Origin of the sequence: Microbacterium aurugineum (assembly GCF_023101205.1) — a bacterium.
GTDB lineage: Bacteria > Actinomycetota > Actinomycetes > Actinomycetales > Microbacteriaceae > Microbacterium > Microbacterium aurugineum.
Genome location: NZ_CP078078.1, coordinates 486,034 through 505,671 on the forward strand (window position 1 = coordinate 486,034; position 19,638 = coordinate 505,671).

A 19,638-nucleotide genomic window follows, 5' to 3' on the forward strand; every position below is an offset into this window, starting at 1 on the left:
GGGACTCGAGAGGGCCCCAATCGTCCCCGCGGTCGATTCCGCGCGCCGCGTCGTCCTCCGTGAATAAGCTGGAGACATGGCAGCGAAGAAGTCGAAGACCTCGAAGAAGAAGCCCGCACCCGAGGACTTCCGCTCGGATGCCCTGGCTCAGGCTCTCGAGAAGCAGGATGTCGCTGCGGTCGCTCTCGCTCTGCGCCACGGCACCACGGTCGTGCCGCTGATCACCCCGGGCGCGCGCGACAACCCGCTCGACAGCGGGGAGGTATGGACGTACCGCGACCCGAAGACGGGTGATCTGGCCCTGCTGCTGTTCAGCGATGCGAAGAACAAGCCGGCCAACCTGCCGCCCGGCGTCGGGATCTACACCGCGGACTGGCTGCGCAAGTTCCTCTCCGCGCACCCGATCACGACGGTGTTCCTGGACATCGCCGGCCCGCACCCTATGCAGGCCGATCCCGCCGAGCTACTCAAGGCGCTCGACGCCTGAGACGGTCTGCGGCAGGCGCGTCGCCTCCCGGGCGGACCAGAACGGCTCCCGGGCGGATCAGAACGGCGGGATGTCGCGGTCGGATCGGCGTGAGGTGTTGCGCGCCCGCACATCGCCGAGCGCGGCACGGAGGGTCTTCGAGCGGTCGTCGACGACCTGCTCGTATCCGAGTCGCGCCGCCTCGGACCGCCGCTGCGCGGCCTGGGTCACCGGACGGATCTCGCCCGCGAGGCTGAGTTCACCGACCGCTGCGACGGTGCGCGGCACCGCGATCTGCTGGATGGAGCCGGCCACGGCGATCGCGATGGCGAGATCGGCCGCGGGCTCGGTGAAGCGCACGCCTCCGACGGTCGACACATAGACGTCGAGAGTCCCGGTGGGGATTCCGGCGCGGCGTTCGAGGATGGCCAGCACCATCGCCACGCGCGAGGAGTCGAGGCCGTGCACGATGCGGCGCGGGTTCGGAGCGTTGCTGGGCACGGTGAGGGCCTGCACCTCGACGGGGAGCGCGCGGCGGCCCTCGAGCGAGATCGCGACGCAGGTTCCGGGTTCGGTCGCGCCCTGAGAGAGGAAGAGCCCCGAGGGATCGGGAACCTCGGCGATGCCGTCGCCCGTCATCTCGAAGCAACCGACCTCGTCGGTCGGACCGAAGCGGTTCTTGAGAGCGCGGATGAAGCGCAGCGACGTCTGCCGATCCCCTTCGAAGTGGCAGACGACGTCGACCAGATGTTCGAGGACCCGGGGGCCGGCGACCTGGCCGTCTTTCGTGACGTGACCGACGATGATGATCGGCAGATCGCGGTCCTTCGCGACGCGGATCAGCGTCGCGGCGACCTCACGGACCTGGCTCGGCTGACCGGCCGCGCCGTCGGTCAGCGACGAGGAGACGGTCTGCACGGAGTCGACGATCACCAGCTGCGGCTTCACCTCGTCGATGTGCCCCAGGATTGTCGCCAGGTCGGTCTCGCTCGCCAGGTACAGTTCGTCGTGCAACGCTCCGGTGCGCTCGGCGCGCAGGCGGACCTGCCCCGGAGATTCCTCGGCGCTCGCATACAGGACCCGTCGCCCGCCGCGGGCTGCTTGGGCGGCCACCTCCAGCAGCAGCGTGGACTTGCCCACACCGGGCTCTCCGCTGAGCAGGATCGCGGCGCCGGGGACCACGCCACCGCCGAGCACGCGGTCGAACTCCCCGACCCCGCTCGAGCGCCGCGGTGCGTCTTGCGTCGTGATCTGCGTGATCGGCCGTGCCGTCCGCTCGGCGCTCGGTGCGACCGGACCCACGCGGCGGAGGATGCCGGTCTGCGCCGCCTGTTCCTGCACCGTGCCCCACTGCTGGCACTCCCCGCAGCGTCCGACCCACTTCGCGGTCGTCCAGCCGCATTCCGTGCAGACGTAAGCAGGAGGAGCGGGTTTTCGGGTGGCCATGCTCTCAGGCTATCGGCGGGATCGGACATCCCTATCGGCCAGGTGTTTATTCACGGCCCGTACCTCTGGGTAAACCCGCGATCTCACGGAATACTGGTGACATGGCCAACGGCGGGCCCGTCTGCGGGCCGATCTCGAGCTACTCCCGGGTGCAGATCCTGCACTTGCTCTTCGAAGCGGGAAGTTCGCAGACCCGAGCCGCCGTATCGATCGCGGAGCTGTGCGAGGCGACCGGACTCCACGCGAACACGGTCCGTGAGCACCTGCAGCGCCTGATCGAAGGCGGGTACGTGATCCCGACGATCGAGCACCGCACCACGCGGGGGCGTCCGCGCACGCTGTACAGCGCGGCCACCGGAGCCCCGGGCGCCTCCAGCCCGGTCGCGCGTGACAAGGCCAAGGCGGCTGCTCGTCGGGGCGACCTGATGCGCAGCATGCTGCCGGATTCGGCGCCCGACCTCGGCCGTGAAGCCACCTATCAGCTCGACGCGCTCGTGGAGCACCTGGAGGAGAGCGGCTTCGAGCCCGTGGTCGACGACCGCCGGCTCACGGTCGACCTCAGCCCGTGCCCGCACGCGGCGGGCCGTTCCGAAGACCGCCCGATGCTCTGCCGTGTGCACCTCGAGCTCATGCAGAGCGTGTTGAACGAGGCCGGTGGACCCCTCGAAGCCGAGTGCGTCCGCGATGCGGTCCTCGCATCGGACTGCACCGTCCAGCTGCGTGACAGCACGAGGCAGCGGCAGCACAGAACAGGAGTCGTGCATGGAATGGCTTGATCCGCTCGCGCTCGCCCGATGGCAATTCGGGTTGACCACGGTCTATCACTACCTCTTCGTCCCCCTGACGATCGGCATGGCGCTGGTCGCCGCGATCTTCCAGACCGCGTGGGTGCGCACCGGCAAGGTCCAGTACCTGCACCTGACCCGCTTCTTCGGCAAGATCTTCCTCATCAACTTCGCGATGGGCGTCGTCACCGGCATCGTGCAGGAGTTCCAGTTCGGCATGAACTGGTCGGACTACTCCCGCTTCGTCGGCGACGTGTTCGGTGCTCCGCTCGCCTTCGAGGGCCTGCTGGCGTTCTTCTTCGAGGCGACCTTCATCGGTCTCTGGATCTTCGGCTGGGACAAGCTCCCGCAGAAGCTGCACCTGGCCACCATCTGGTGCGTGTCGATCGGCAGCATCCTGTCGGCGTACTTCATCATCGCGGCCAACGCGTTCATGCAGAACCCGGTCGGCTACACGTTCAACCCCGAGACCAACCGAGCCGAGCTCACCGACTTCTGGGCGCTGCTGACCAACCCGGTCGCGCTGGCCGCGTTCCCGCACACGATCTTCGGCGCGCTGATGTTCGCGGCCGGTGTCGTGATCTCTGTCTCCGCCTGGCACCTCGCTCGCGGACAGCACTTCGACACCATGCGGATCTCGCTGAAGTTCGGACTGTGGGCGATGATCGTCTCGACCGCGGGTGTCGTGCTCACGGGTGACCAGCTCGGCCTGGCGATGTACGCCGCGCAACCCATGAAGATGGCAGCGGCTGAAGCGACCTTCAACACGGTGTGCGGACCGGACGCGTCCTTCAGCCTGTTCACCCTCGGCACCCCGGACGGCAGTTCCGAACTGTTCTCGATCCGCGTCCCCTACCTGCTGTCCCTGCTGTCGACGCACACGCTCGACGCGTGTGTTCACGGCATCAACGACCTGAACGCCGAGTACGCCCAGACCTACGCCGCCACCGGTCTGACGGACTTCGCCCCGATCCTGTGGGTCACCTACTGGGCGTTCCGCTGGATGATCGGCCTGGGCATGGCCGCCGCGCTCGTGGCCGTCGCCGGCCTGTGGCTCACCCGCAAGGGCGCCAAGAAGCCCCCGGCACCGTGGATGTGGAAGCTCGCGATCTGGTCGTTCCCGCTCGCCCTCGTCGCCAACATCATGGGATGGGTCTTCACGGAGATGGGCCGACAGCCCTGGATCGTGTTCGGGCTGATGACCACGCAGGACGGCGTCTCGCCGGGCGTCAGCGGACTCGAGGTGCTGATATCGCTCATCGCGTTCACCGCGATCTACGCGGCCCTCGCCGTGGTCGAGGTCCGACTCATCGTCAAGGCCGCGCAGAAGGGCCCGGACACCGAAGAACAACCGCATGACGAGACGGCCCAGCTGCCGTCGGTCGTCTACTGAGGGGGAGGAGCATCATGGATCTCGCAACACTCTGGTTCTTCATCGTCGCGTTCTTCTTCGTGGGCTACTTCGTGCTCGACGGGTTCGACTTCGGCGTCGGCATGTCGCTGCCATTCCTCGGCAAGAACGATGTCTCGCGCCGTCAGGTCATCAACACGATCGGTCCGGTCTGGGACCTCAACGAGACGTGGGTCATCGTCGCCGGTGCCGTGCTGTTCGCGTCGTTCCCCGAGTGGTACGCCACCCTGTTCAGCGGTTTCTACCTGCCGCTGCTGCTGATCCTGCTGGCGCTGATCCTGCGCGGGGTGTCCTTCGAGTACCGGCACCAGCGCGACAGCGTGAAGTGGAAGGCCGGATTCGACCGGATGATCGTGATCGGGTCCGCCGTTCCCGCTCTGCTCTGGGGCGTCGCCTTCGGCAACATCGTGCAGGGGGTGGCGATCGATGAGAACCACATCTACGTCGGCGGCTTCTTCTCGCTGCTGAACCCGTACGCGCTGCTGGTCGGCGTCACCACGTTGCTGCTGTTCTTCCTGCACGGTGTGCTGTTCGTCGCTCTCAAGACCGATGGACAGGTGCACGAGGATGCGCAGAAGCTGGCGAAGAAGGCTGCTCTTCCGACGATCCTCGTCGCGGCCGGAACGGTGATCTGGACGGTGGCGATCGCGATGGGCCGCGAGGCTCCGCTGCTCTGGCTCGTCATCGGCACCGGGGTGCTCGCGGCGGTCAGCCTGATCGCGGCCGTCGGGTTCTCGCTCGTCCGACGTGACGGGTGGGCCTTCTTCTCCGGGATGCTCACGGTGATGTTCGCCGTGGTCATGCTCTTCTCGGCGCTGTTCCCGTTCGTGATGCCCTCGACGATCGACCCGGCGTACAGCCTGACGATCGCGAACGCATCCAGCACCCCGTACACGCTGCAGATCATGAGCTGGACGGCCCTGGTCGCGATGCCGCTCGTGCTCGCATACCAGGCCTGGACGTACTGGGTCTTCCGCAAGCGCATCACCCGGAAGTCCATCGAGGGGGCACCGGCGCACGCGTGAAACCCGTCGATCCGAGACTGCTGCGCTACGCGGGTGCCGCGAGGGGATTCCTCGCGGCATCCGCGTTGATCGGCGTGGTCCAGACGGCGGTCGTGATCGTGTTCGCCTGGCTGCTGACGGATGCGGTGACCGGGGCGATCGCCGGGCGCGACGTGACGGCGTCCCTGCTCTGGCTGCTGGTCACGGCACTGCTTCGCGGTGTGCTCATCGCCGCGTCCGATGCGGCGGGCACCCGTGCTGCGGCCAAGACCGGCATGCAGCTGCGGTCCGCGTTGATCGCGGCGGTGGGACGGCTCGGGCCGGGGTGGCTGGCGCAGCGGAACCAGACCGAACTCGCGGTGACCGCCGGACATGGTCTGGAAGCGCTGGACGCCTACTTCGCGCGCTACATCCCGCAGCTCGTGCTGACCGTCATCGCGACGCCCGTGCTGGTCGCGGTGATGTGGTGGCAGGACTGGCCGAGCGGTCTCACCGCTCTCATCACGCTGCCGCTGATCCCGCTGTTCCTCATCCTGATCGGGATGGCGACGCGCACGGTGCAGAAGCGGCAGTGGCAGACGTTGCAGCGGCTCGCGGCCCGGTTCGCCGACACGGTGCAGGGACTCTCGACGCTGCGGCTCTTCGGGCGCGACCGACGCGCGGCGGACCGCATCGAGGTCACGGCAGACGAGTACCGGCGCGAGACCATGAAGGTGCTGCGGTTCTCGTTCCTGTCCGGGTTCGCGATGGAGCTGCTGGCCTCGATCGCGGTCGCCCTGATCGCCGTGTCGGTCGGGTTCCGGCTGTTGTCGGGGGACCTCACGCTCGAGGTGGGGCTATTCGTGCTGCTGCTCGCGCCCGAGGCGTTCCTGCCGATCCGACAGGTGGGGGTGCAGTTCCACGCCGCGGCCGAGGGCGTCGCCGCGACCGAGGACGTGTTCGAGGTGCTCGATGCGGCGCGGACAGGTGCACGGATGCAGGAGCTTCCGACGGATGCCGGACGAATCGCCGTCGAAGCTTCCGACATCCGTCCATCCGTCCTGCAGGTGGACCGACTGGAAGGCGCGGCGCTCGTGGTCGAGGGGGTGCAGGTGCGCGATCTGCCCCCGGTGTCCTTCACCGCGACGCCGGGGACGATCACGCTGATCGAGGGGCCCAGTGGCTCGGGCAAGTCGTCGCTTCTCGCGGCGCTGCGGGGCGCTGCCGACTATGAGGGGACGGCCGTGTTCGCCGGGCAGAGTCTTCGCGGGCTCGCTCCGGCCGGGTGGCTGGCCTGGGCAGGGCAAGCACCGGGGCTGATGCGCGGCACGGTCGCAGACAACGTCGCCCTCGGAGACCCGGCACCGGATGCCGACCGCGTCCGTGCAGCACTGGATGAGGCACGCGCCGAGAGCATCGACGCGGCACTCGAACTCGGTGTGCAGGGAAGTGGGCTCTCGGGCGGTCAGGCGCAGCGGGTGGCCGTGGCGCGCGCGCTGTACCGGCAGCAGACCGATCCCGGACGTGTGCTCGCCCTGGACGAGCCCTCGAGCGCGCTGGACCCGGAGACCGAGGAACGGTTGTGGCAGTCGTTGCGCGCGCGGGCGGATGCCGGAGCGACGATCCTGCTCGTGTCGCACCGGCGGTCGGCGCGCCGCATCGCGGATCAGGTCGTGGCGCTGGGGGTGGACGCATGACCGGACTGACGCGCGGACAGCGGGTTCGCAGCATCCTCCGGCTCGCGCAGCCGTCGGTCGGACGCTTCGTGCCCGGTCTCATCTGGGGTGTGCTGTCCGCGGCGGCCGCCGTGAGCTTGCTCGCGGTCAGTGGCTGGCTGATCGTGAGCGCCTCGATCGTCGACTCGCTGGTTCCGCTGTCGATCGCCGTGGTCGGCGTCCGGTTCTTCGCTGTGTCGCGCGCCGTCACCCGCTACCTCGAACGTCTGAGCGGGCATGATGCGGCACTGCGTCAGCTCGCCTCCACACGCGCCGACATGGTGCGTCGACTGATCCCGCTCTCGCCGGCCGGACTCGGCTCGACCGACCGCGGTCAAGTGCTCACGGCCCTCGTCGACGACGTCGAGAACCTGCAGAACCTCCCGCTGCGGGTGGTACAGCCGCTGGGGGTCGCTGCGCTCGTCGCGGTGGGTGCCGTCGGTTTCATCGCGTTCGTCTCGCCGCCCGCCGCCCTCACCCTCGCCGTCTGCCTGCTGGTCGCCGCGGCCGTGGCGATCGGACTCGGCTGGGTGTTCGGCTCCCGCGCCGAAGCACTCGTGTCCGCGCGTCGGGCTGAGCTCTCGGCGGCGCTGGTCGATTACTTCGCGAGCCTCGATGTCCTCCTCGCGTATGGGGCGGAGGAGCAGGCGCGGGCACGGATCACCGCCGCCGACGGGGAGCTGCGTCGGCTCGTCTCCCGCGCATCGCTGGCGCAGGCCGTCGCTGCCGGGGTGGTCTCCGCGGTCGCCGGAGCGGCGTCGGTGTGGGCGCTCGCCGCCGCGGCGCCCGGCCTCGTCGACGGGGCGATCGACGGGCCGTGGTTGGCCGTGGCGGTGCTGGTGCCGATGGTGGTGTTCGAGATCTTCGGCGCCGTGCCGATCGCTGCGGCGTCGTGGCGGAGTGTCCGATCGAGTGCGGAGCGCATCGTCGACGTGCTGCCCGACCGGATGCCGCAGGAGCTGCGTTCCGACGCGGGTGAAGACGTCGAGGTCGACGGCACGCCGGTGGTGCGGATGCGCGACGTGCGTGCGTCCTGGCCGGGGGGAACCCCGGCGCTCTCCGGCGTCGACCTCGATCTCCGACCCGGTGAGCGGGTGCTGGTGACGGGATCGAGCGGGGCCGGGAAGAGCTCGTTGGCCGCGGCCCTCGTCGGTTTCCTCCGCGTGGAGGGCGAGTACCGGATCGGGGACCGCGACGCGTCGGAGTTGTCCGGTCCGACCCTGCGCCGGGTCATCGGCCTGTGCGAGCAGAGCCCGCAGCTGTTCGACGAGGACATCCGTCAGAACCTGCTCTTCGCGCGTGACACCGCGGATGATGAGGAACTCTTCGCCGTGCTCGACCGGGTGGGGCTCGCGGAGTGGGCGCGGGAGCGCGGTGGTCTCGATGCGCGGGTCGGCGACCGTGGCGCACTCGTGTCCGGCGGGCAGGCGCAGCGGATCGCGCTCGCCCGGGCCCTGTTGCGCGGCTTCCCGGTGCTGGTGCTCGACGAGCCGACGGCCGGGGTCGACCCCGAGGCGTCCGATGCGCTGCTGCGTGATCTGCTGGCGGCTGCGGGGTCGCAGTCCGTGCTGCTGATCTCGCACGTGGTGCCGCCTGCGGGCACCGTCGACCGCGTGGTGCGACTCGACGGCGGACGCACGCTCTAAGTGAGGACCCCTCGCGGGTCAGGCGTTCATGTCGACGGGCGGTTCCATCACGATGCCCTGCGCTTCGAAGGCACGGCGGCGCTCTTCGATGCGGCGGTGCAACTCGACCTGCGCCTCATCGACGAACTGCGGATCGAGGTCGACGGTGGGCGGATGCGGGTCGCCGTGGTTCGCGGCGATATACGCGTCGAGTTCGGGGCCGCTGGTCCAGGAGGTGATGAGCGCGTAGCGGGGTGCGGTGCCGCGATGCCAGACCGCGTGCCAGAAGCGTTGGGTGTCGACGATGATGCGCGAGCCGGCGCGGAGCGGCAGCCGGACCTCGGTCGCCGGGTCGAAGCGGTCGGCGCGCAGGATCAGCATCGACTCGGTGTCGTCGGACAGATTGAAGAATCCGCGGACGACCCAGCCGGTGCCCTCTTCGTTGAGCCGGTTGTTGTCGTCCTGGTGCAGGTTGTAGATCGCATCGGCGTACTCGTTCGGCTGCAGCTCGATCACGCGGCACCGTCCGATGCCCGCGCCGGGCTCCAGCGCGCGACGCTGCAGGGTGGGCGCGATCGCCACCTGGGAGTCGATCCACACGCCGTCCTTGTCGGTGCGCGGCGGCGTGTGGTTCCAGAAGCCGTTGCAGTCCACGTCGCCCGCGTAGCTGGCGAGCGGGGCGAAGCGCGTGACGCCGGAGGAACGCCAGCGGACGTATTCCAGGTCGAGCCATTCGGCGGGGTCGCCCGGTGCGGAGTGATCGTCGAGGACGACGTAGCCGGTGTCGGCCAGCGCCTCCGAGGTGATGAAGCCCATACTGCGTACCCTTCCCGTCATCGCTGCCCCCACAGGCGGCGGGTTCTTAGGACATCCTAACTCTTCGGGCGTCCCGCCGCCCGGTGGCCGGCCGGAGAAAAGCGCGGAATCCCGCGCCGATATCCTGGGGTGATGACTCAGCCGCAGGGCGCCCTCCTCGTGGGCAGTGTGAACTTCGACGATGCCGAGACGACGATCCGCACAGCCGTGGATGTGCTCGGCGCCCGCCTCCGGCGCATCCCGGACGGCGAGGTCGGCAAACGATTCCACTGGATCATGTTCCAGCCCGATGTGATCGGCCAGGCCGAGGGGATCGAGCGCATCGGCGACGAGCCCATCCCGTTCCCGGCCGGGATCGACGCCCGTGGTCTGCGCATCGGTGAGGGCGTGGACGTAGCGAGCATCGAACTTCCCGCGCTCGGATACGCGGCGGCCGCGATCGAGTCGTACGCGGTGTTCACGCGCCTCCGTGCGGAGGGTCTCGTGTCGGCCGAGGTGCGGTTCCAGGTGTCGCTGCCGACACCGCTCGCCGTGATCTCCTCCTTCTTCCGTGGGGACGACCGGGCGGCGATCGAGTCCGTCTACACCGCCGCGATCCTGCGTGAGCTCGAGGAGATCCTCGAGGCGATCCCGCACGATGACCTTGCTGTGCAGTGGGATGTGGCCAGCGAGATGGGCATCATCGAGCGAGCAGCCGGTTACGGAGCGGTCATGGAGGCCTGGTGGCCCGGTGATCCGTTCGACGGCCTCGTCGCGCGGCTGGCCGAACTGATCGACGCCGTGCCGGCAGGCGTGGAGGTCGGCGTGCACCTCTGCTATGGCGACGCGGGAGAGAAGCACTTCATCGAGCCGATCGATTCCGCGAACCTGGTCCGCTACGCGAACGCGGTCCTGGCGGCGACGGCGCGTCCCCTCACCTGGTTGCACCTGCCGGTGCCGATCGAGCGCGACGACGAAGGCTACTTCGCCCCTCTCGCCGACCTCGCACCCGTCGAAGAGCTGTACCTCGGACTCGTCCACCGCGAAGACGGCGCGGAAGGGGCCGCGCGCCGTGTCGCCGCCGCCCGCCCGTTCGCGGAGCGGTTCGGGGTCGCCACCGAGTGCGGCATCGGTCGTGCACCGGCCGGATCGACGGAAGGCATCCTGCGTACGCACGCAGAGGTCGCCGCCGCCTGGTGAACGCTCCGAGCGCCCGATTCGCGCGCTCGCCCGCTCTCGCGTAAGCTATTCCGCGGTGACGTGTCCGAGCGGCCGAAGGTGCAACTCTCGAAAAGTTGTGTAGGGTAACCCCCTACCGTGGGTTCAAATCCCACCGTCACCGCCACCGCGAAGGCCCCGAATCCCTTGGAAACACTGGGAAGCGGGGCCTTCGTCACACTCGGAGGGCTCGCTGCGGTAACGCAGCAGAAACCAGCTCATGATCCGTTGGGCCCGGGTCGTCGGCCCAGAGACCAGGACGAACCGTGGGTCGCTTGCCTGCTTGGCGGCTTCGATCACGTTCAGGGCGCCGTCTCGATCCACGCGGATCGGATCTCCCGCGGCAGCGAAGACCACGGCGTCGACGCCGGTCAGGCTCAAAGGAGGACTCCACCGGAGACCTCGAGGCGCTCACCTGTGACCCACCGCATGCCGGGCGCGACGAGCGTGACGACGGCGTCGGCGATCTCCGCCGGTTCACCGACCTTGCCGAGCGCGGTCTGCTGGCTCAGTCCGGCACGCAGTTCGGCGTCGTCGCGCATCGCGCCGCCGTTGAAGTCGGTGGCCGTCGGACCGGGGGCGATCGTGTTGATGCGGATGCCGCGTCGTCCGAGCTCGAGCGCGAGACTCCGCGACAGGGCTTCAACGGCCGCCTTGGATGCCGCATAGACGGCGGTGGCGGGGCTCACATGCCGACTCAGCGAACTCGACAGGGTGACCACCCGTCCGCCTTCGGCGAGGTGCGGTGCGAGTGCCTGGATCAAGAGGAACGGCCCGCGGACGTTGACGGCGAACGTGTCGTCGAAGTCGGCGGCGCTCACCTCGCCCAGAGGGGCGAAGTGCCCGATCCCCGCGTTGTTGACGAGCACCGAGAGGGGAGACGCCGGCCACTTCGCGGCGACCGCGGCGAGAAGCGTCGTCGTCGCGGAGCCGATGGACCGCGGGTCCCCGATGTCCAACTGGAGCGGCAGCGCCTCGCCGCCGGCTTCTCCGATACGGCTCACGACGGCGTCAGCCGACGCGGCGGAGCGGGTCGCCACGACGACGCGATATCCGTTCTCGGCGAGGGCCAGCGCGGTCGCTTGCCCCAGTCCTCGGCCTGCACCGGTCACGATGGCGATCTCTGGACGATCCATGCTGACTCCTAGATAAGTAAATAACTACTTACCGATAAACTAGAAGCGCAGTCGGAGATCGTCAAGTCGAAGGGCAGCGCATGAGAGACGCGGAAGCCACCCGGTCGCGGATCCTGGCTGCGGCCATCGAGGAGTTCGCCGGGCACGGTTTCGCCGGTGGCCGGGTCGATCGGATCGCACGGGGCGCCGGGAGTAACGTGCGGATGATCTACGCGTACTTCGGGGGCAAGAGTGGTCTTTTCGATGCTGCACTCGAGACCGCGTTGCGCACGCTCGCGAACGATGTGCCCCCGGATCCCGACGACCTGGCCGGATGGGCGGGGAGAGTGTTCGACCACCACCAGGAACGTCCTGACATTCTCCGCCTGAGCATGTGGGCACGGCTGGAGCGACCTTCCGCGCTGTCTGAGCCCAGCGACGTGTATTCCGCCAAGGTGGACGGGGTGCGGGTGGCGAGCCCGGGCGCTCTGTCGCCGGTCGATGTCCTCGTCTTCATCTACGCGATCGCGCAGGCCTGGCAGCTCTCTCCGACCGGCCTCACGGGGCTCGAGGGCGCGCACGACGACCCCCGCCGCATCGCGGCGCATCGGCGCGCGGTCGTCGCAGCCGTCGAAGGCATGCTCCGCGACGTGTGATGCCCTCGGGTGCGAGCGAGTCGCATCCGAGGGCATCGTGACGATCACGACGGACGGTCGGCTGAGCTGTTCAGCGCAGGGGTGCGTGCAGGCCCGGTCCTCCGCGTGATCCACCAGACGACAGCAGTGATCAGGATCAGTACTGCGCCGGGGATGAGGGTGGTGACGGAGCCGGCGATCTCTCCCCGGCTGTTGAGTGCGCCGCCGCGATCGATGTGCAGCGTCGTGCTGAGCACGAGGGCGGCCACGTTGTAGACGACGTGGAGGACGATCGCGGTCTCGAGCCCGCCGGTACGCCAGGTGACGATCGCCAAGGATCCGAACAGCACCAGGTAGGAGGTGAGGATGTACGGGTCGAGCGAGCCGTGGAAGAGCGAGAAGAGGACCGTGGGGATGACGATGCCGATCACCGCGCCGAGGCGGGCGTCCCTCGTCCATCCGCCGATGATGCGGAACATGAAACCGCGGAAGCCGTACTCTTCGCCGGCCGCCGCGAGTGGCGTGAGCAGCATGCCGATCACGAAGTAGGCGACGAGGTCGAACGTCGACCAGGGCACCTGGTCGACGGGCCCCAGGAGGAAGCCGAAGGCGACGACGAGGAGCAGCACCGGGCCGAAGGCGAGCAGCGCTCGTCCGAGCACGCCGTATCGGAAGCGTCCGGCTACGGAGTGCATCGACCGGAAGGGGACTCCGTAGAGCAGGCGCTGCAACAGCATGCAGTAGGGGATGAGCAGAGCAAGCGACAGCGCGCCTGCGGCCTGCTGGAGCGGCGTGAAACCAGAGCGCCCCAGGAGCTCCGTATCGACAAGGCGCGCCCCCACCACGAACAGTTGTGCGAAGACGGCCATCCCGACGACCAGCAGGATGATCGCGAGGATGCCGCGGAGGATGCGGCGCTTCTCGCCGGCATATACGCGGTGGTATTCGACGCCAGAGGGAACCCGAGGACTCGGGACGGGTTCGTCCGTCTGGAGGAGCCAGTTCGGCGCGGTGTTGGTCATGGGTGATCTCCTTGGTTCGTCTGCTGGTGAGGATGAGGCAACCCGATGGGGATGCCGGTGAACCTGCCTGTCGGGTCCCGGTCTCGTTTCACAGCGTCGAGGTGGGAGATGCTGCTGTCGTAGGTCGCGGCGGCGCGTGCGGTGTCGCCGGGTGGGAGAAGGTTCGGGTAGGCGGCAGGGAGGGCGAGGGGGCGGAGTGCGTCGAGAATCCGATCCGCCCAGGCGATCTGCTCGTCGTGACCTTCCGTGTCGGCGGTGGCTGCGATGATCTCGACCATGAGGTGCGGTTCCCGGAGCGCCCATGCGGAATGGTCGGCGCTGATGCGGGTGGCGGCGCCGTGGAAATGGTGGATGTTGATCGCGCTCAGCGGAGACGTGCGGCGTCGCTCTCCGTCAGCCAGAACCTCGATGACCTCGGGGGTGAGGCCGGTTAAGGATGCCGTGCGGAGTGTGTAGTGACGCCCGGAGGGGAACACGCCGTCGAGCGCGTGGAGCGCCTGCTGTGGCGTGGCGGGTCCGATCGTAGATGCCAGAGGCGTTCCCAGACGTTCGATCGCTCGCACCCACCCCGCCCCCTCGTCAGCTTCGCCGCTCCAGTGCAGCGTCACGAGCAGCGCGGCGTGGCCGTCGGGGCCGCTGCCGATCGCGGGGCTGACGGCGAGCTGATCGGGGAAGGTGGGGAGGACCCGGTCGAGGGAGGTGAGCACTTCACTCATGTCGGCCGTCGGAAAGACGACGGTTCCGGCGAGCATGGCCGGGACTTCCTCCAGGGAGATCTCCAGAGAGGTGACGACGCCGAAGTTCCCGCCCCCTCCGCGAAGTGCCCAGAGGAGGTCCGCGTTCTCCGCATCGGAGGCTGTCACGATCGACCCGTCGGCAAGAACGACTTCTGCCGAGATGATGGTGTCGGCTGCGAGGCCGAGAATCCCGAGATAGGGACCGTATCCGCCGCCGAGGGCGAGCCCGGTGAAGCCGACCTCATTGACCGTGCCCACTGCGGCGACGAGGCCGTGTTCCGCGGCGGCATCGATCACGTCCTCCAGCCGGGCCCCGCCCTGGACCATGGCGGTTCGTGCCGTCTTGTCGATCCGGACGCCGCGCAGCTGCGAGAGGTCGAGGGTGACGCCGCCCTCCGCCCGCGCTCGGCCGACCCAGTCATGGCCGCCTCCCCGGACGGCGATCGGCACGTCGCCCGGGACCGATTCGAGCACGTATCGGACATCTGCAGTGCTCTCGACTCGGGCGATGATCTCCGGGCGATGCGTCGGGTGTGCGCTCCAGAGTGCGACGGCCGTCGCGAACGAATCACCTCCCGGCCGGAGCACGCGCTCTCCCATCGCATCGCGCAGACGGCTTGCCAATGCGTCCCAATCGATGTCTCTCGTCATCGTTTCTCCTCTTCGTTCAGGCGGGTGGGACCGAGTCGAGCGGCACGGCCTCCCCGCGAACTAACACACTGTGCTAGCTCCTGGATACGCTAGCACGCTGTAATAGACCGGAGCGCCAATGAACATGCCCCTCACGTCGACCCTTCGTCCATTGGGGGGCTTCGAGCGGATCATCGACCTGTACATCTCCCGCAACCCGGTGCAGTTCTCACTCGCCGTCAAGCTGGCCTCGCCGGTATCAACGGAGCAGCGTGCGCCTCGGCGGTGGTGCTCACGTTCTCTCATCAGATCAGCGACGGACGCGGGGCCCTCCTCGCCGTTCACGATCTGGTCGCCCTGCTGGCAGGACGAACGCGGCGCGCGCGCACCGTCTCGGACGCGCAAGAGGATCACGTGCAGCTCTTGCCTTCCGCCGAAACGCCGTCGGACGGCCTGCCAGCCGACGAGGAGGCGCCGAGACCCGCTGCTGTCCGACCCGTCGATGCCGCATCGCCCATGATCGACGTCGCCGAGCTCGACGAGGTCACGACGGGACTCCTTCGTGCCGCCGCCCGAGCGAATGATTCGACGGTTCAGGGGGTCCTGTGTGCTGCTGCGGCACTGGAGATGCTCGAGGGCTCACCGCAGGGGCAGGTCCTCATCAACGTGCCCCTCGATCTGCGTCCGCTCCTCGGGCTCGACGACGCCGTGGTCAATCGGTTCGTCGCGACCACCGTGATGCTGAGTGCGACGGCGGAAGGCGACCTGTGGTCGCTGGCGCGGCGTGCCTCCACGCAGCTGCGGTCGGCCCGGGCCCGCGCGGCGGAATCGGTCGCGATGCTCGCGTCGCTCCCGCCCGGCGGCCGCCGACCTGGAGATCAGCAATCTCGGTGTCTCCGTCGACGAGGGCTCCGACGTGCCTGCGATCTGGGGGCCGACGATGACGACGCAGGTGAGGGGCGAGCGCATCCTCGGTGTTCTCACGCATGGAGATCGTCTTCGGCTCACCCTCACGACGCACGAGCAGGTCGGAACGCTCGTCGCCGGCATCGTTCGCAGGCTGACGTCTGCCATCTAGTGCGAGCGCGCCTCCTACAGCGTGGGGATGATGCCGCCGTCGACGCGGTACTCGGCGCCGGTCAGCCAACCCGCCCGATCCGAGGCGAGGAAGGCGATGAGCTCGGCGGCGTCCTCCGGCCTGCCCGGCGTGCCGAGCGGAATCGAGAGGTGCTCGAACGATCCGCTGTTCCATCTCGCTCGCCGAAATGCCGTGGTTCGCGGCAGCGTCGCCGATCGATGCGGCCGCGCCCTCGGTCTTGATGAAGCCGGGGACGACCACGAGGACGCGCACCCCGCTCCTCCCGGTCTCCACCGCGAGGGTCCGACTGTACGTGTTGAGCGCGGCTTTCGAGGCGGCGTAGGACGCCTGCCCCGGCTGCGGGTAGTGGCTCGATATCGACGAGACGTGCACGACGACACCGCTCCCGCGCTCGATCATGGTCGGCACGATCTCTCTGTCCAACCGGACGACACCGAGAAGAGTCCATCAGGGGAGCGAGTTCGATGTGGGGGTGTCTCAATCCACGTTGAGCCATCATGTAAAGATCCTTCGCGAGGCGGGCATCGTCCAGAACGATCCGGAGGGCACGAGATGCCTGCTCTCGTTGCGGACCGTGGACCTCGAGAAGCGGTTCCCGGGTCTCGTCGACTCCTTGGGCATGCTCGTGCAGGGGGCGAAGGCCTAGACACCACGATCTCCGCGGACGGACGTGCCGTCACCCGGCGATGATGTGGACGTAGACGACGGAGATGATCGATGAGGATGCGTTGTTGACGGCGTGCACGACGACTCCGGGCCAGACCGACTTCGTCTTGCGCATCAGCCAGGCGGCCGCGAGGCCGACGATGACGGCGACCGGCGTCGAGAGGTTGAGTCCGTGGCTGAGGGCGAAGACGATGCTGCTGAGGATCGCCGCGAGCCAGACGCCATAGCGTGTGAGCAGGGTGAAGAGCACGCCGCGAAACAGTAGCTCCTCGCCGATCGGGGTGAGGACCGCTCCGAGGAGGATGGCGCCGAGGAACCCGCCGATGCCGCTGGTCGCGGCGGACTGGTAACCGCTCTGGAGATCGGCGGCGTCTGTGGTCATGCTCACCAGCGTCGTCACGGCCAGGTTGAGAGCGACGACTCCGATGCCGATCATGAATGCAATCGCGAGCCATCTCGGTGCCACACACGTGATGCCGAAGAGCGCCGCCGGACGCCTGCGAAGGGCGATCATGACAAGTACTCCGCCTAATGGCGCGAATCCCGAGATCGCGAACAGCGCCAGACCCTTGGCGACCGCGTCATCGTCCGGCATCTGGAGGTAGAGCAGGATCCCGACGGCGTAGAGCGCGATGGCGACGCCGGCGGCGAGCCAGAGGTCGGGCCAGGTGACCCGACCGTTCCTGGCGCTTTGATGCAGGCCGGCGGCAGTGGTCCGATCGCTGTGCGACATTCTTCTCCTCAGTTACTGCGGTCGAGTGCGTGCAGGGCGATGGACGCGGCTCTCGCCACGAGTGTGTTGTCGAAGTTCGCATGCGGGTCGTTGCGCGACGTCAGCACTGTGACGATGACGGGGTCTTCTCCTGGCGGTGTGCACGTGTGAGGGGAGCCTGTGCGGCCTCATCCCGCGTTCCACCTTCTCGAGTCGCGCCACGCCGTCGACGAGTTCGGGTGTGATGGGGGTGGTGATCATCGCGCGACGGGCCACTCGCTCATGACCGCGTGGACGGCGAGCCGCAGGCTTGCCATCTCGGCGTCGATGCCCACGGCATCGGAGGGCAGCGCACGTTCGGTCATGAGCCCCGCCAGCACGGTCGAGAGGAACCGCGCTCGCTCCTCGACCCGACCGCCTGGGATCGCGCCCTCGTCGATCAAGGCGGTCAGCCACTGCGAGATCCGATGTCGCCCCATGCGGTCCAGGGCGATGTAGGTGGCTGCTTCGTCCTCGGACGGAGCCGTGGCCACATACGCCTCGTAGAGCGCCCCCCACTGCTTCCGGGCGCTCTCGCCCACCCCGACCTGACGGAGGATCAGCTGCAAGCAGGCGATGAGTCGTTCCTCCACCGTCAAGGAATGCTCATTGATCGGATCGTCGGGGAGCTCCACGTCGTACATCGCGGCCACCACCGTGTCGATGAGTTCCCGCTGCGTCGGGAAGAAATGGCGCAGGGACCCCGTGCTCACCTGAGCGCGGGCGGCCACTGCTCTCACGCTCAGACGTGCAGTGGGGTTCTCGCCCAGCATGGTTGCCGCGGCGATCAGGATCTTTGCCCGTGTCCCGGATTCCTTCGATGCTTCGTCCATTTGTCCCTCATGAGCCGAACTGTCTATAACAGTGTGCTAGTTTAGCCCGTCGATGCCTATCACACTGTATTAGATTCCTGGAGGTTGCGATGATGGCGGGGATGAATTGGCGCAACCGTCGAGTCCGCGTCGGCTCCGGCGAACCGCTGCGCCGCTATCGCTGGTGGCAGATGTTCGGCAGGTCTCTCCGATCGATCACGCTGCGCTCCGCCGCCGGCACGACGTCGACGTACACGGTCGACGTCCGCCACGCCGGGGACATGACCGACGGCGAGATCCGCGCCCGTCTCTACGTCGACGGAGCCCTGCAGTCCTACGCGAAGATGCCCACACGCTTCGCAGTGCCAGGCGGACACATCGAAGTGGCGATCACCGGGTTCGGGCTCAAACGGTGCCACTATGTGCGGGCGGACGGCACCGAACAGCAGCTGTCGCCCGATCCTCGATCCGCCGAAGGGCGTCGCGCTCGTTTGCACGAGCGGCATCCCACGGCGAGCCGGGTGATCGGCGTCATCTCCATCGCGTTCGTCGTGGTCGGCCTCAGTGTCGAGGTCCCTCAGATCATCGAGGCCCTCTCGAAGATCCCCCTGATCGCCGACTCGATCGGCACCTTCACCTCTCCCTTCCGACTCCCGCTCGAGCTCAATCTGCTCGTCGGTCTCGCCGCTGTCCTCGGCAGCACGGAGCGAGCCCTGCGAATGCGTTCGAGTTGGATCGACGAGCTCGCCAGCTGACCTCTCCGAAAGGAACAACCATGCGCCAGAGCGACTCTGCCGCTACGCCCGCACCGCACGTCGCCGACAGCCCGGCCACAAGGGGAGGAGGCCGCCCGTTCGGTGTGCACTTCCGGATGGCGGGGTGGAAAGCGCTCATCGTGATCGCGGTGCTGCCAGCGACGCTCCTGGTGACTCAGCTCGGGCTTTACCTGCTCGCGGGGCTCGTCGAGAGCGGCGACCCGTTCGCGCCCGAGCTGACGCCCCTGAAGCTCCTGGCGGCGAACATCAGCACCGGCCTCACGGCCCTGTTGGCGCTCGCCCTGGCCGGGTGGTTCGCGAAGGTGCCGTGGCGCGTCGTCTTCAGTGCGCCGCGCAGTTTCGACCGCCGTCGGCTCGTGACGTACTTCTTGGGCTCGGTCGTGATCGTCGGCCTCGCGATGGGGGTGGTGGGGCTGACGGCGCCAGAACAGGTCGGCTGGACGGGATTGTCGATCACCGGCACGACGGCCGGACTGCTAGCCGTCATGCTCCTCTCGACACCGATGCAGACCGTCGGTGAAGAGATCATGTTCCGTGGCGTGCTTCTGCCCGCTGCCGGGTCATGGTTCCGGTCTGCGAAGCCGGCCTTCCTCACGGGCCTCACCCTTTCGAGTGTGATGTTCGCCCTCCTGCACGGTTCCAGTGACCCGCTGCTGTTCGCGTACTACCTCTTCTTCTCTGTGTGCACGGCGGTGATGGGACTGCTCACCCGCGGACTCGAAGCCGCGATCGCCTTCCACACAGCGAACAACCTCATGACGACCACCCTCAACGCTGTCTTGAGCGGGGGCGGTGCTGTCGCTGTCGAGCGATCAGAGGGTTCCACCGGCGGGCTCGCCCTTCTCCTGCCCGCAGCCGGGAGCCTCGCCGTGCTCGTCATGGTCGGGGTTCGGGAGCGTTCGCGCCGCCGGGAGACGCAGCGCTAGGCGCCGGTGCCGCAGTTGACGTGTG

The 19,638-nt window shown here is 68.2% G+C and carries 21 protein-coding genes, 1 tRNA gene and 1 pseudogene; 13 read left to right on the forward strand and 10 right to left on the reverse strand.

The features are described from left to right. Positions 1-76: 76 nt before the first annotated feature. On the forward strand, positions 77-487 hold the full coding sequence (locus tag KV397_RS02305; RefSeq protein ID WP_047520260.1) for a hypothetical protein: 411 nt from the start codon (positions 77-79) through the stop codon (positions 485-487). 57 nt (positions 488-544) lie between these two features. Here the strand turns inward: KV397_RS02305 and radA are convergent, their stop codons facing one another. Beyond that, on the reverse strand, positions 545-1,912 hold the full coding sequence (radA, locus tag KV397_RS02310; protein WP_131492237.1) for a DNA repair protein RadA: 1,368 nt from the start codon (positions 1,910-1,912) through the stop codon (positions 545-547). Positions 1,913-2,013: 101 nt separating this feature from the next. Here radA and KV397_RS02315 point away from each other — a divergent pair, with 101 nt between their 5' ends. From KV397_RS02315 to cydC, 5 genes are read left to right on the forward strand one after another with little or no spacing between them, the layout of a single operon-like run. Next, positions 2,014-2,688: a helix-turn-helix domain-containing protein gene (locus tag KV397_RS02315; protein WP_047520253.1), complete on the forward strand. Its 675-nt coding sequence runs from the start codon at positions 2,014-2,016 to the stop codon at positions 2,686-2,688. Beyond that, entirely contained in the window at positions 2,675-4,090 is a 1,416-nt protein-coding gene (locus KV397_RS02320) for a cytochrome ubiquinol oxidase subunit I (protein ID WP_134352258.1), read from the forward strand. Before KV397_RS02315 ends, KV397_RS02320 begins: the two co-directional genes overlap by 14 nt. Positions 4,091-4,104: 14 nt before the next feature. Beyond that, positions 4,105-5,133, forward strand: coding sequence for a cytochrome d ubiquinol oxidase subunit II (gene cydB / locus KV397_RS02325; protein WP_261812069.1), 1,029 nt, complete (start codon positions 4,105-4,107; stop codon positions 5,131-5,133). Beyond that, entirely contained in the window at positions 5,130-6,788 is a 1,659-nt protein-coding gene (cydD, locus tag KV397_RS02330; protein ID WP_261812070.1) for a thiol reductant ABC exporter subunit CydD, read from the forward strand. The genes cydB and cydD overlap by 4 nt, the downstream gene beginning before the upstream one ends. Continuing rightward, entirely contained in the window at positions 6,785-8,452 is a 1,668-nt protein-coding gene (gene cydC / locus KV397_RS02335; protein ID WP_261812071.1) for a thiol reductant ABC exporter subunit CydC, read from the forward strand. The genes cydD and cydC overlap by 4 nt, the downstream gene beginning before the upstream one ends. An 18-nt stretch (positions 8,453-8,470) precedes the next feature. On the opposite strand, the gene KV397_RS02340 is transcribed toward cydC, so the two are convergent. Then, positions 8,471-9,247 carry a hypothetical protein gene (locus tag KV397_RS02340; RefSeq protein WP_131492242.1) on the reverse strand — a complete coding sequence of 259 codons (777 nt, stop codon included), beginning with the start codon at positions 9,245-9,247 and terminating at the stop codon, positions 8,471-8,473. Between the two features lie 132 nt (positions 9,248-9,379). On the opposite strand from KV397_RS02340, the gene KV397_RS02345 reads away from it, so the two are divergent. Then, positions 9,380-10,426: a hypothetical protein gene (locus KV397_RS02345; protein ID WP_261812072.1), complete on the forward strand. Its 1,047-nt coding sequence runs from the start codon at positions 9,380-9,382 to the stop codon at positions 10,424-10,426. A 54-nt stretch (positions 10,427-10,480) separates the two neighbouring features. Further along, positions 10,481-10,571: transfer RNA gene (locus KV397_RS02350), tRNA-Ser, on the forward strand. On the opposite strand, the gene KV397_RS17435 is transcribed toward KV397_RS02350, so the two are convergent. Next, positions 10,550-10,825, reverse strand: coding sequence for an NAD(P)H-binding protein (locus KV397_RS17435; RefSeq protein ID WP_372492656.1), 276 nt, complete (start codon positions 10,823-10,825; stop codon positions 10,550-10,552). The two genes, KV397_RS02350 and KV397_RS17435, sit on opposite strands and share 22 nt — an antisense overlap. Further along, positions 10,822-11,580, reverse strand: a complete 759-nt coding sequence (locus tag KV397_RS02355; RefSeq protein WP_248570299.1) for an SDR family NAD(P)-dependent oxidoreductase — start codon at positions 11,578-11,580, stop codon at positions 10,822-10,824. The genes KV397_RS17435 and KV397_RS02355 overlap by 4 nt, the downstream gene beginning before the upstream one ends. Before the next feature lie 80 nt (positions 11,581-11,660). On the opposite strand from KV397_RS02355, the gene KV397_RS02360 reads away from it, so the two are divergent. Continuing rightward, positions 11,661-12,215, forward strand: coding sequence for a TetR family transcriptional regulator (locus KV397_RS02360; RefSeq protein ID WP_248570298.1), 555 nt, complete (start codon positions 11,661-11,663; stop codon positions 12,213-12,215). Positions 12,216-12,259: 44 nt separating this feature from the next. Here KV397_RS02360 and KV397_RS02365 read toward each other — a convergent pair whose 3' ends face one another. Together KV397_RS02365 and KV397_RS02370 are read right to left on the reverse strand one after the other, a co-directional pair. Beyond that, positions 12,260-13,216, reverse strand: coding sequence for a CPBP family intramembrane glutamic endopeptidase (locus KV397_RS02365; protein WP_261812073.1), 957 nt, complete (start codon positions 13,214-13,216; stop codon positions 12,260-12,262). Then, positions 13,213-14,604, reverse strand: a complete 1,392-nt coding sequence (locus KV397_RS02370) for an FAD-binding oxidoreductase (RefSeq protein ID WP_261812074.1) — start codon at positions 14,602-14,604, stop codon at positions 13,213-13,215. Before KV397_RS02370 ends, KV397_RS02365 begins: the two co-directional genes overlap by 4 nt. A 919-nt stretch (positions 14,605-15,523) precedes the next feature. On the opposite strand from KV397_RS02370, the gene KV397_RS02375 reads away from it, so the two are divergent. Beyond that, positions 15,524-15,661, forward strand: a complete 138-nt coding sequence (locus KV397_RS02375; RefSeq protein ID WP_261812075.1) for a hypothetical protein — start codon at positions 15,524-15,526, stop codon at positions 15,659-15,661. Between the two features lie 14 nt (positions 15,662-15,675). Here the strand turns inward: KV397_RS02375 and KV397_RS17440 are convergent, their stop codons facing one another. After that, on the reverse strand, positions 15,676-15,867 hold the full coding sequence (locus KV397_RS17440) for an SDR family oxidoreductase (RefSeq protein WP_407665295.1): 192 nt from the start codon (positions 15,865-15,867) through the stop codon (positions 15,676-15,678). Then, positions 15,857-16,111, reverse strand: a pseudogene (locus KV397_RS17445) (SDR family NAD(P)-dependent oxidoreductase); the annotation flags it as partial. The pseudogene KV397_RS17445 and the gene KV397_RS17440, both read right to left, overlap by 11 nt. Between KV397_RS17445 and KV397_RS02385 the strand changes: the two are divergent. Next, the gene (locus KV397_RS02385) at positions 16,080-16,328 is read left to right on the forward strand and encodes an ArsR/SmtB family transcription factor (protein ID WP_261812077.1); all 249 of its coding nucleotides are present in this window, start codon (positions 16,080-16,082) and stop codon (positions 16,326-16,328) included. The pseudogene KV397_RS17445 and the gene KV397_RS02385 overlap by 32 nt on opposite strands. A gap of 30 nt (positions 16,329-16,358) precedes the next feature. Here the strand turns inward: KV397_RS02385 and KV397_RS02390 are convergent, their stop codons facing one another. Together KV397_RS02390 and KV397_RS02395 are read right to left on the reverse strand one after the other, a co-directional pair. After that, positions 16,359-17,081 carry a CPBP family intramembrane glutamic endopeptidase gene (locus tag KV397_RS02390; RefSeq protein ID WP_261812078.1) on the reverse strand — a complete coding sequence of 241 codons (723 nt, stop codon included), beginning with the start codon at positions 17,079-17,081 and terminating at the stop codon, positions 16,359-16,361. Between the two features lie 236 nt (positions 17,082-17,317). Further along, positions 17,318-17,932 carry a TetR/AcrR family transcriptional regulator gene (locus KV397_RS02395; protein WP_261812079.1) on the reverse strand — a complete coding sequence of 205 codons (615 nt, stop codon included), beginning with the start codon at positions 17,930-17,932 and terminating at the stop codon, positions 17,318-17,320. A gap of 101 nt (positions 17,933-18,033) precedes the next feature. On the opposite strand from KV397_RS02395, the gene KV397_RS02400 reads away from it, so the two are divergent. Both KV397_RS02400 and KV397_RS02405 read left to right on the forward strand, forming a co-directional pair. Further along, a complete protein-coding gene (locus KV397_RS02400) occupies positions 18,034-18,666 on the forward strand; it encodes a hypothetical protein (protein WP_261812080.1) in 633 nt (210 codons plus the stop codon). Positions 18,667-18,686: 20 nt separating this feature from the next. After that, positions 18,687-19,613: a CPBP family intramembrane glutamic endopeptidase gene (locus KV397_RS02405; protein ID WP_261812081.1), complete on the forward strand. Its 927-nt coding sequence runs from the start codon at positions 18,687-18,689 to the stop codon at positions 19,611-19,613. The last annotated feature ends 25 nt before the right edge of the window (positions 19,614-19,638 follow it).

What these genes read in the sequence shown, in the direction of transcription:
- KV397_RS02395 (WP_261812079.1), bottom strand. Translation starts at nt 17,932, where the DNA reads ATGGACGAAGCATCGAAGGAATCCGGGACACGGGCAAAGATCCTGATC.
- KV397_RS02365 (WP_261812073.1), bottom strand. Translation starts at nt 13,216, where the DNA reads ATGACCAACACCGCGCCGAACTGGCTCCTCCAGACGGACGAACCCGTC.
- KV397_RS02345 (WP_261812072.1), top strand. Translation starts at nt 9,380, where the DNA reads ATGACTCAGCCGCAGGGCGCCCTCCTCGTGGGCAGTGTGAACTTCGAC.
- KV397_RS02375 (WP_261812075.1), top strand. Translation starts at nt 15,524, where the DNA reads ATGACGACGCAGGTGAGGGGCGAGCGCATCCTCGGTGTTCTCACGCAT.
- KV397_RS02405 (WP_261812081.1), top strand. Translation starts at nt 18,687, where the DNA reads ATGCGCCAGAGCGACTCTGCCGCTACGCCCGCACCGCACGTCGCCGAC.
- KV397_RS02390 (WP_261812078.1), bottom strand. Translation starts at nt 17,081, where the DNA reads ATGTCGCACAGCGATCGGACCACTGCCGCCGGCCTGCATCAAAGCGCC.
- KV397_RS02315 (WP_047520253.1), top strand. Translation starts at nt 2,014, where the DNA reads ATGGCCAACGGCGGGCCCGTCTGCGGGCCGATCTCGAGCTACTCCCGG.
- KV397_RS02400 (WP_261812080.1), top strand. Translation starts at nt 18,034, where the DNA reads ATGAATTGGCGCAACCGTCGAGTCCGCGTCGGCTCCGGCGAACCGCTG.
- KV397_RS02340 (WP_131492242.1), bottom strand. Translation starts at nt 9,247, where the DNA reads ATGGGCTTCATCACCTCGGAGGCGCTGGCCGACACCGGCTACGTCGTC.
- KV397_RS02370 (WP_261812074.1), bottom strand. Translation starts at nt 14,604, where the DNA reads ATGACGAGAGACATCGATTGGGACGCATTGGCAAGCCGTCTGCGCGAT.
- KV397_RS02305 (WP_047520260.1), top strand. Translation starts at nt 77, where the DNA reads ATGGCAGCGAAGAAGTCGAAGACCTCGAAGAAGAAGCCCGCACCCGAG.
- KV397_RS02320 (WP_134352258.1), top strand. Translation starts at nt 2,675, where the DNA reads ATGGAATGGCTTGATCCGCTCGCGCTCGCCCGATGGCAATTCGGGTTG.
- KV397_RS02360 (WP_248570298.1), top strand. Translation starts at nt 11,661, where the DNA reads ATGAGAGACGCGGAAGCCACCCGGTCGCGGATCCTGGCTGCGGCCATC.
- KV397_RS02385 (WP_261812077.1), top strand. Translation starts at nt 16,080, where the DNA reads ATGGTCGGCACGATCTCTCTGTCCAACCGGACGACACCGAGAAGAGTC.
- radA (WP_131492237.1), bottom strand. Translation starts at nt 1,912, where the DNA reads ATGGCCACCCGAAAACCCGCTCCTCCTGCTTACGTCTGCACGGAATGC.
- KV397_RS02355 (WP_248570299.1), bottom strand. Translation starts at nt 11,580, where the DNA reads ATGGATCGTCCAGAGATCGCCATCGTGACCGGTGCAGGCCGAGGACTG.
- cydB (WP_261812069.1), top strand. Translation starts at nt 4,105, where the DNA reads ATGGATCTCGCAACACTCTGGTTCTTCATCGTCGCGTTCTTCTTCGTG.
- cydC (WP_261812071.1), top strand. Translation starts at nt 6,785, where the DNA reads ATGACCGGACTGACGCGCGGACAGCGGGTTCGCAGCATCCTCCGGCTC.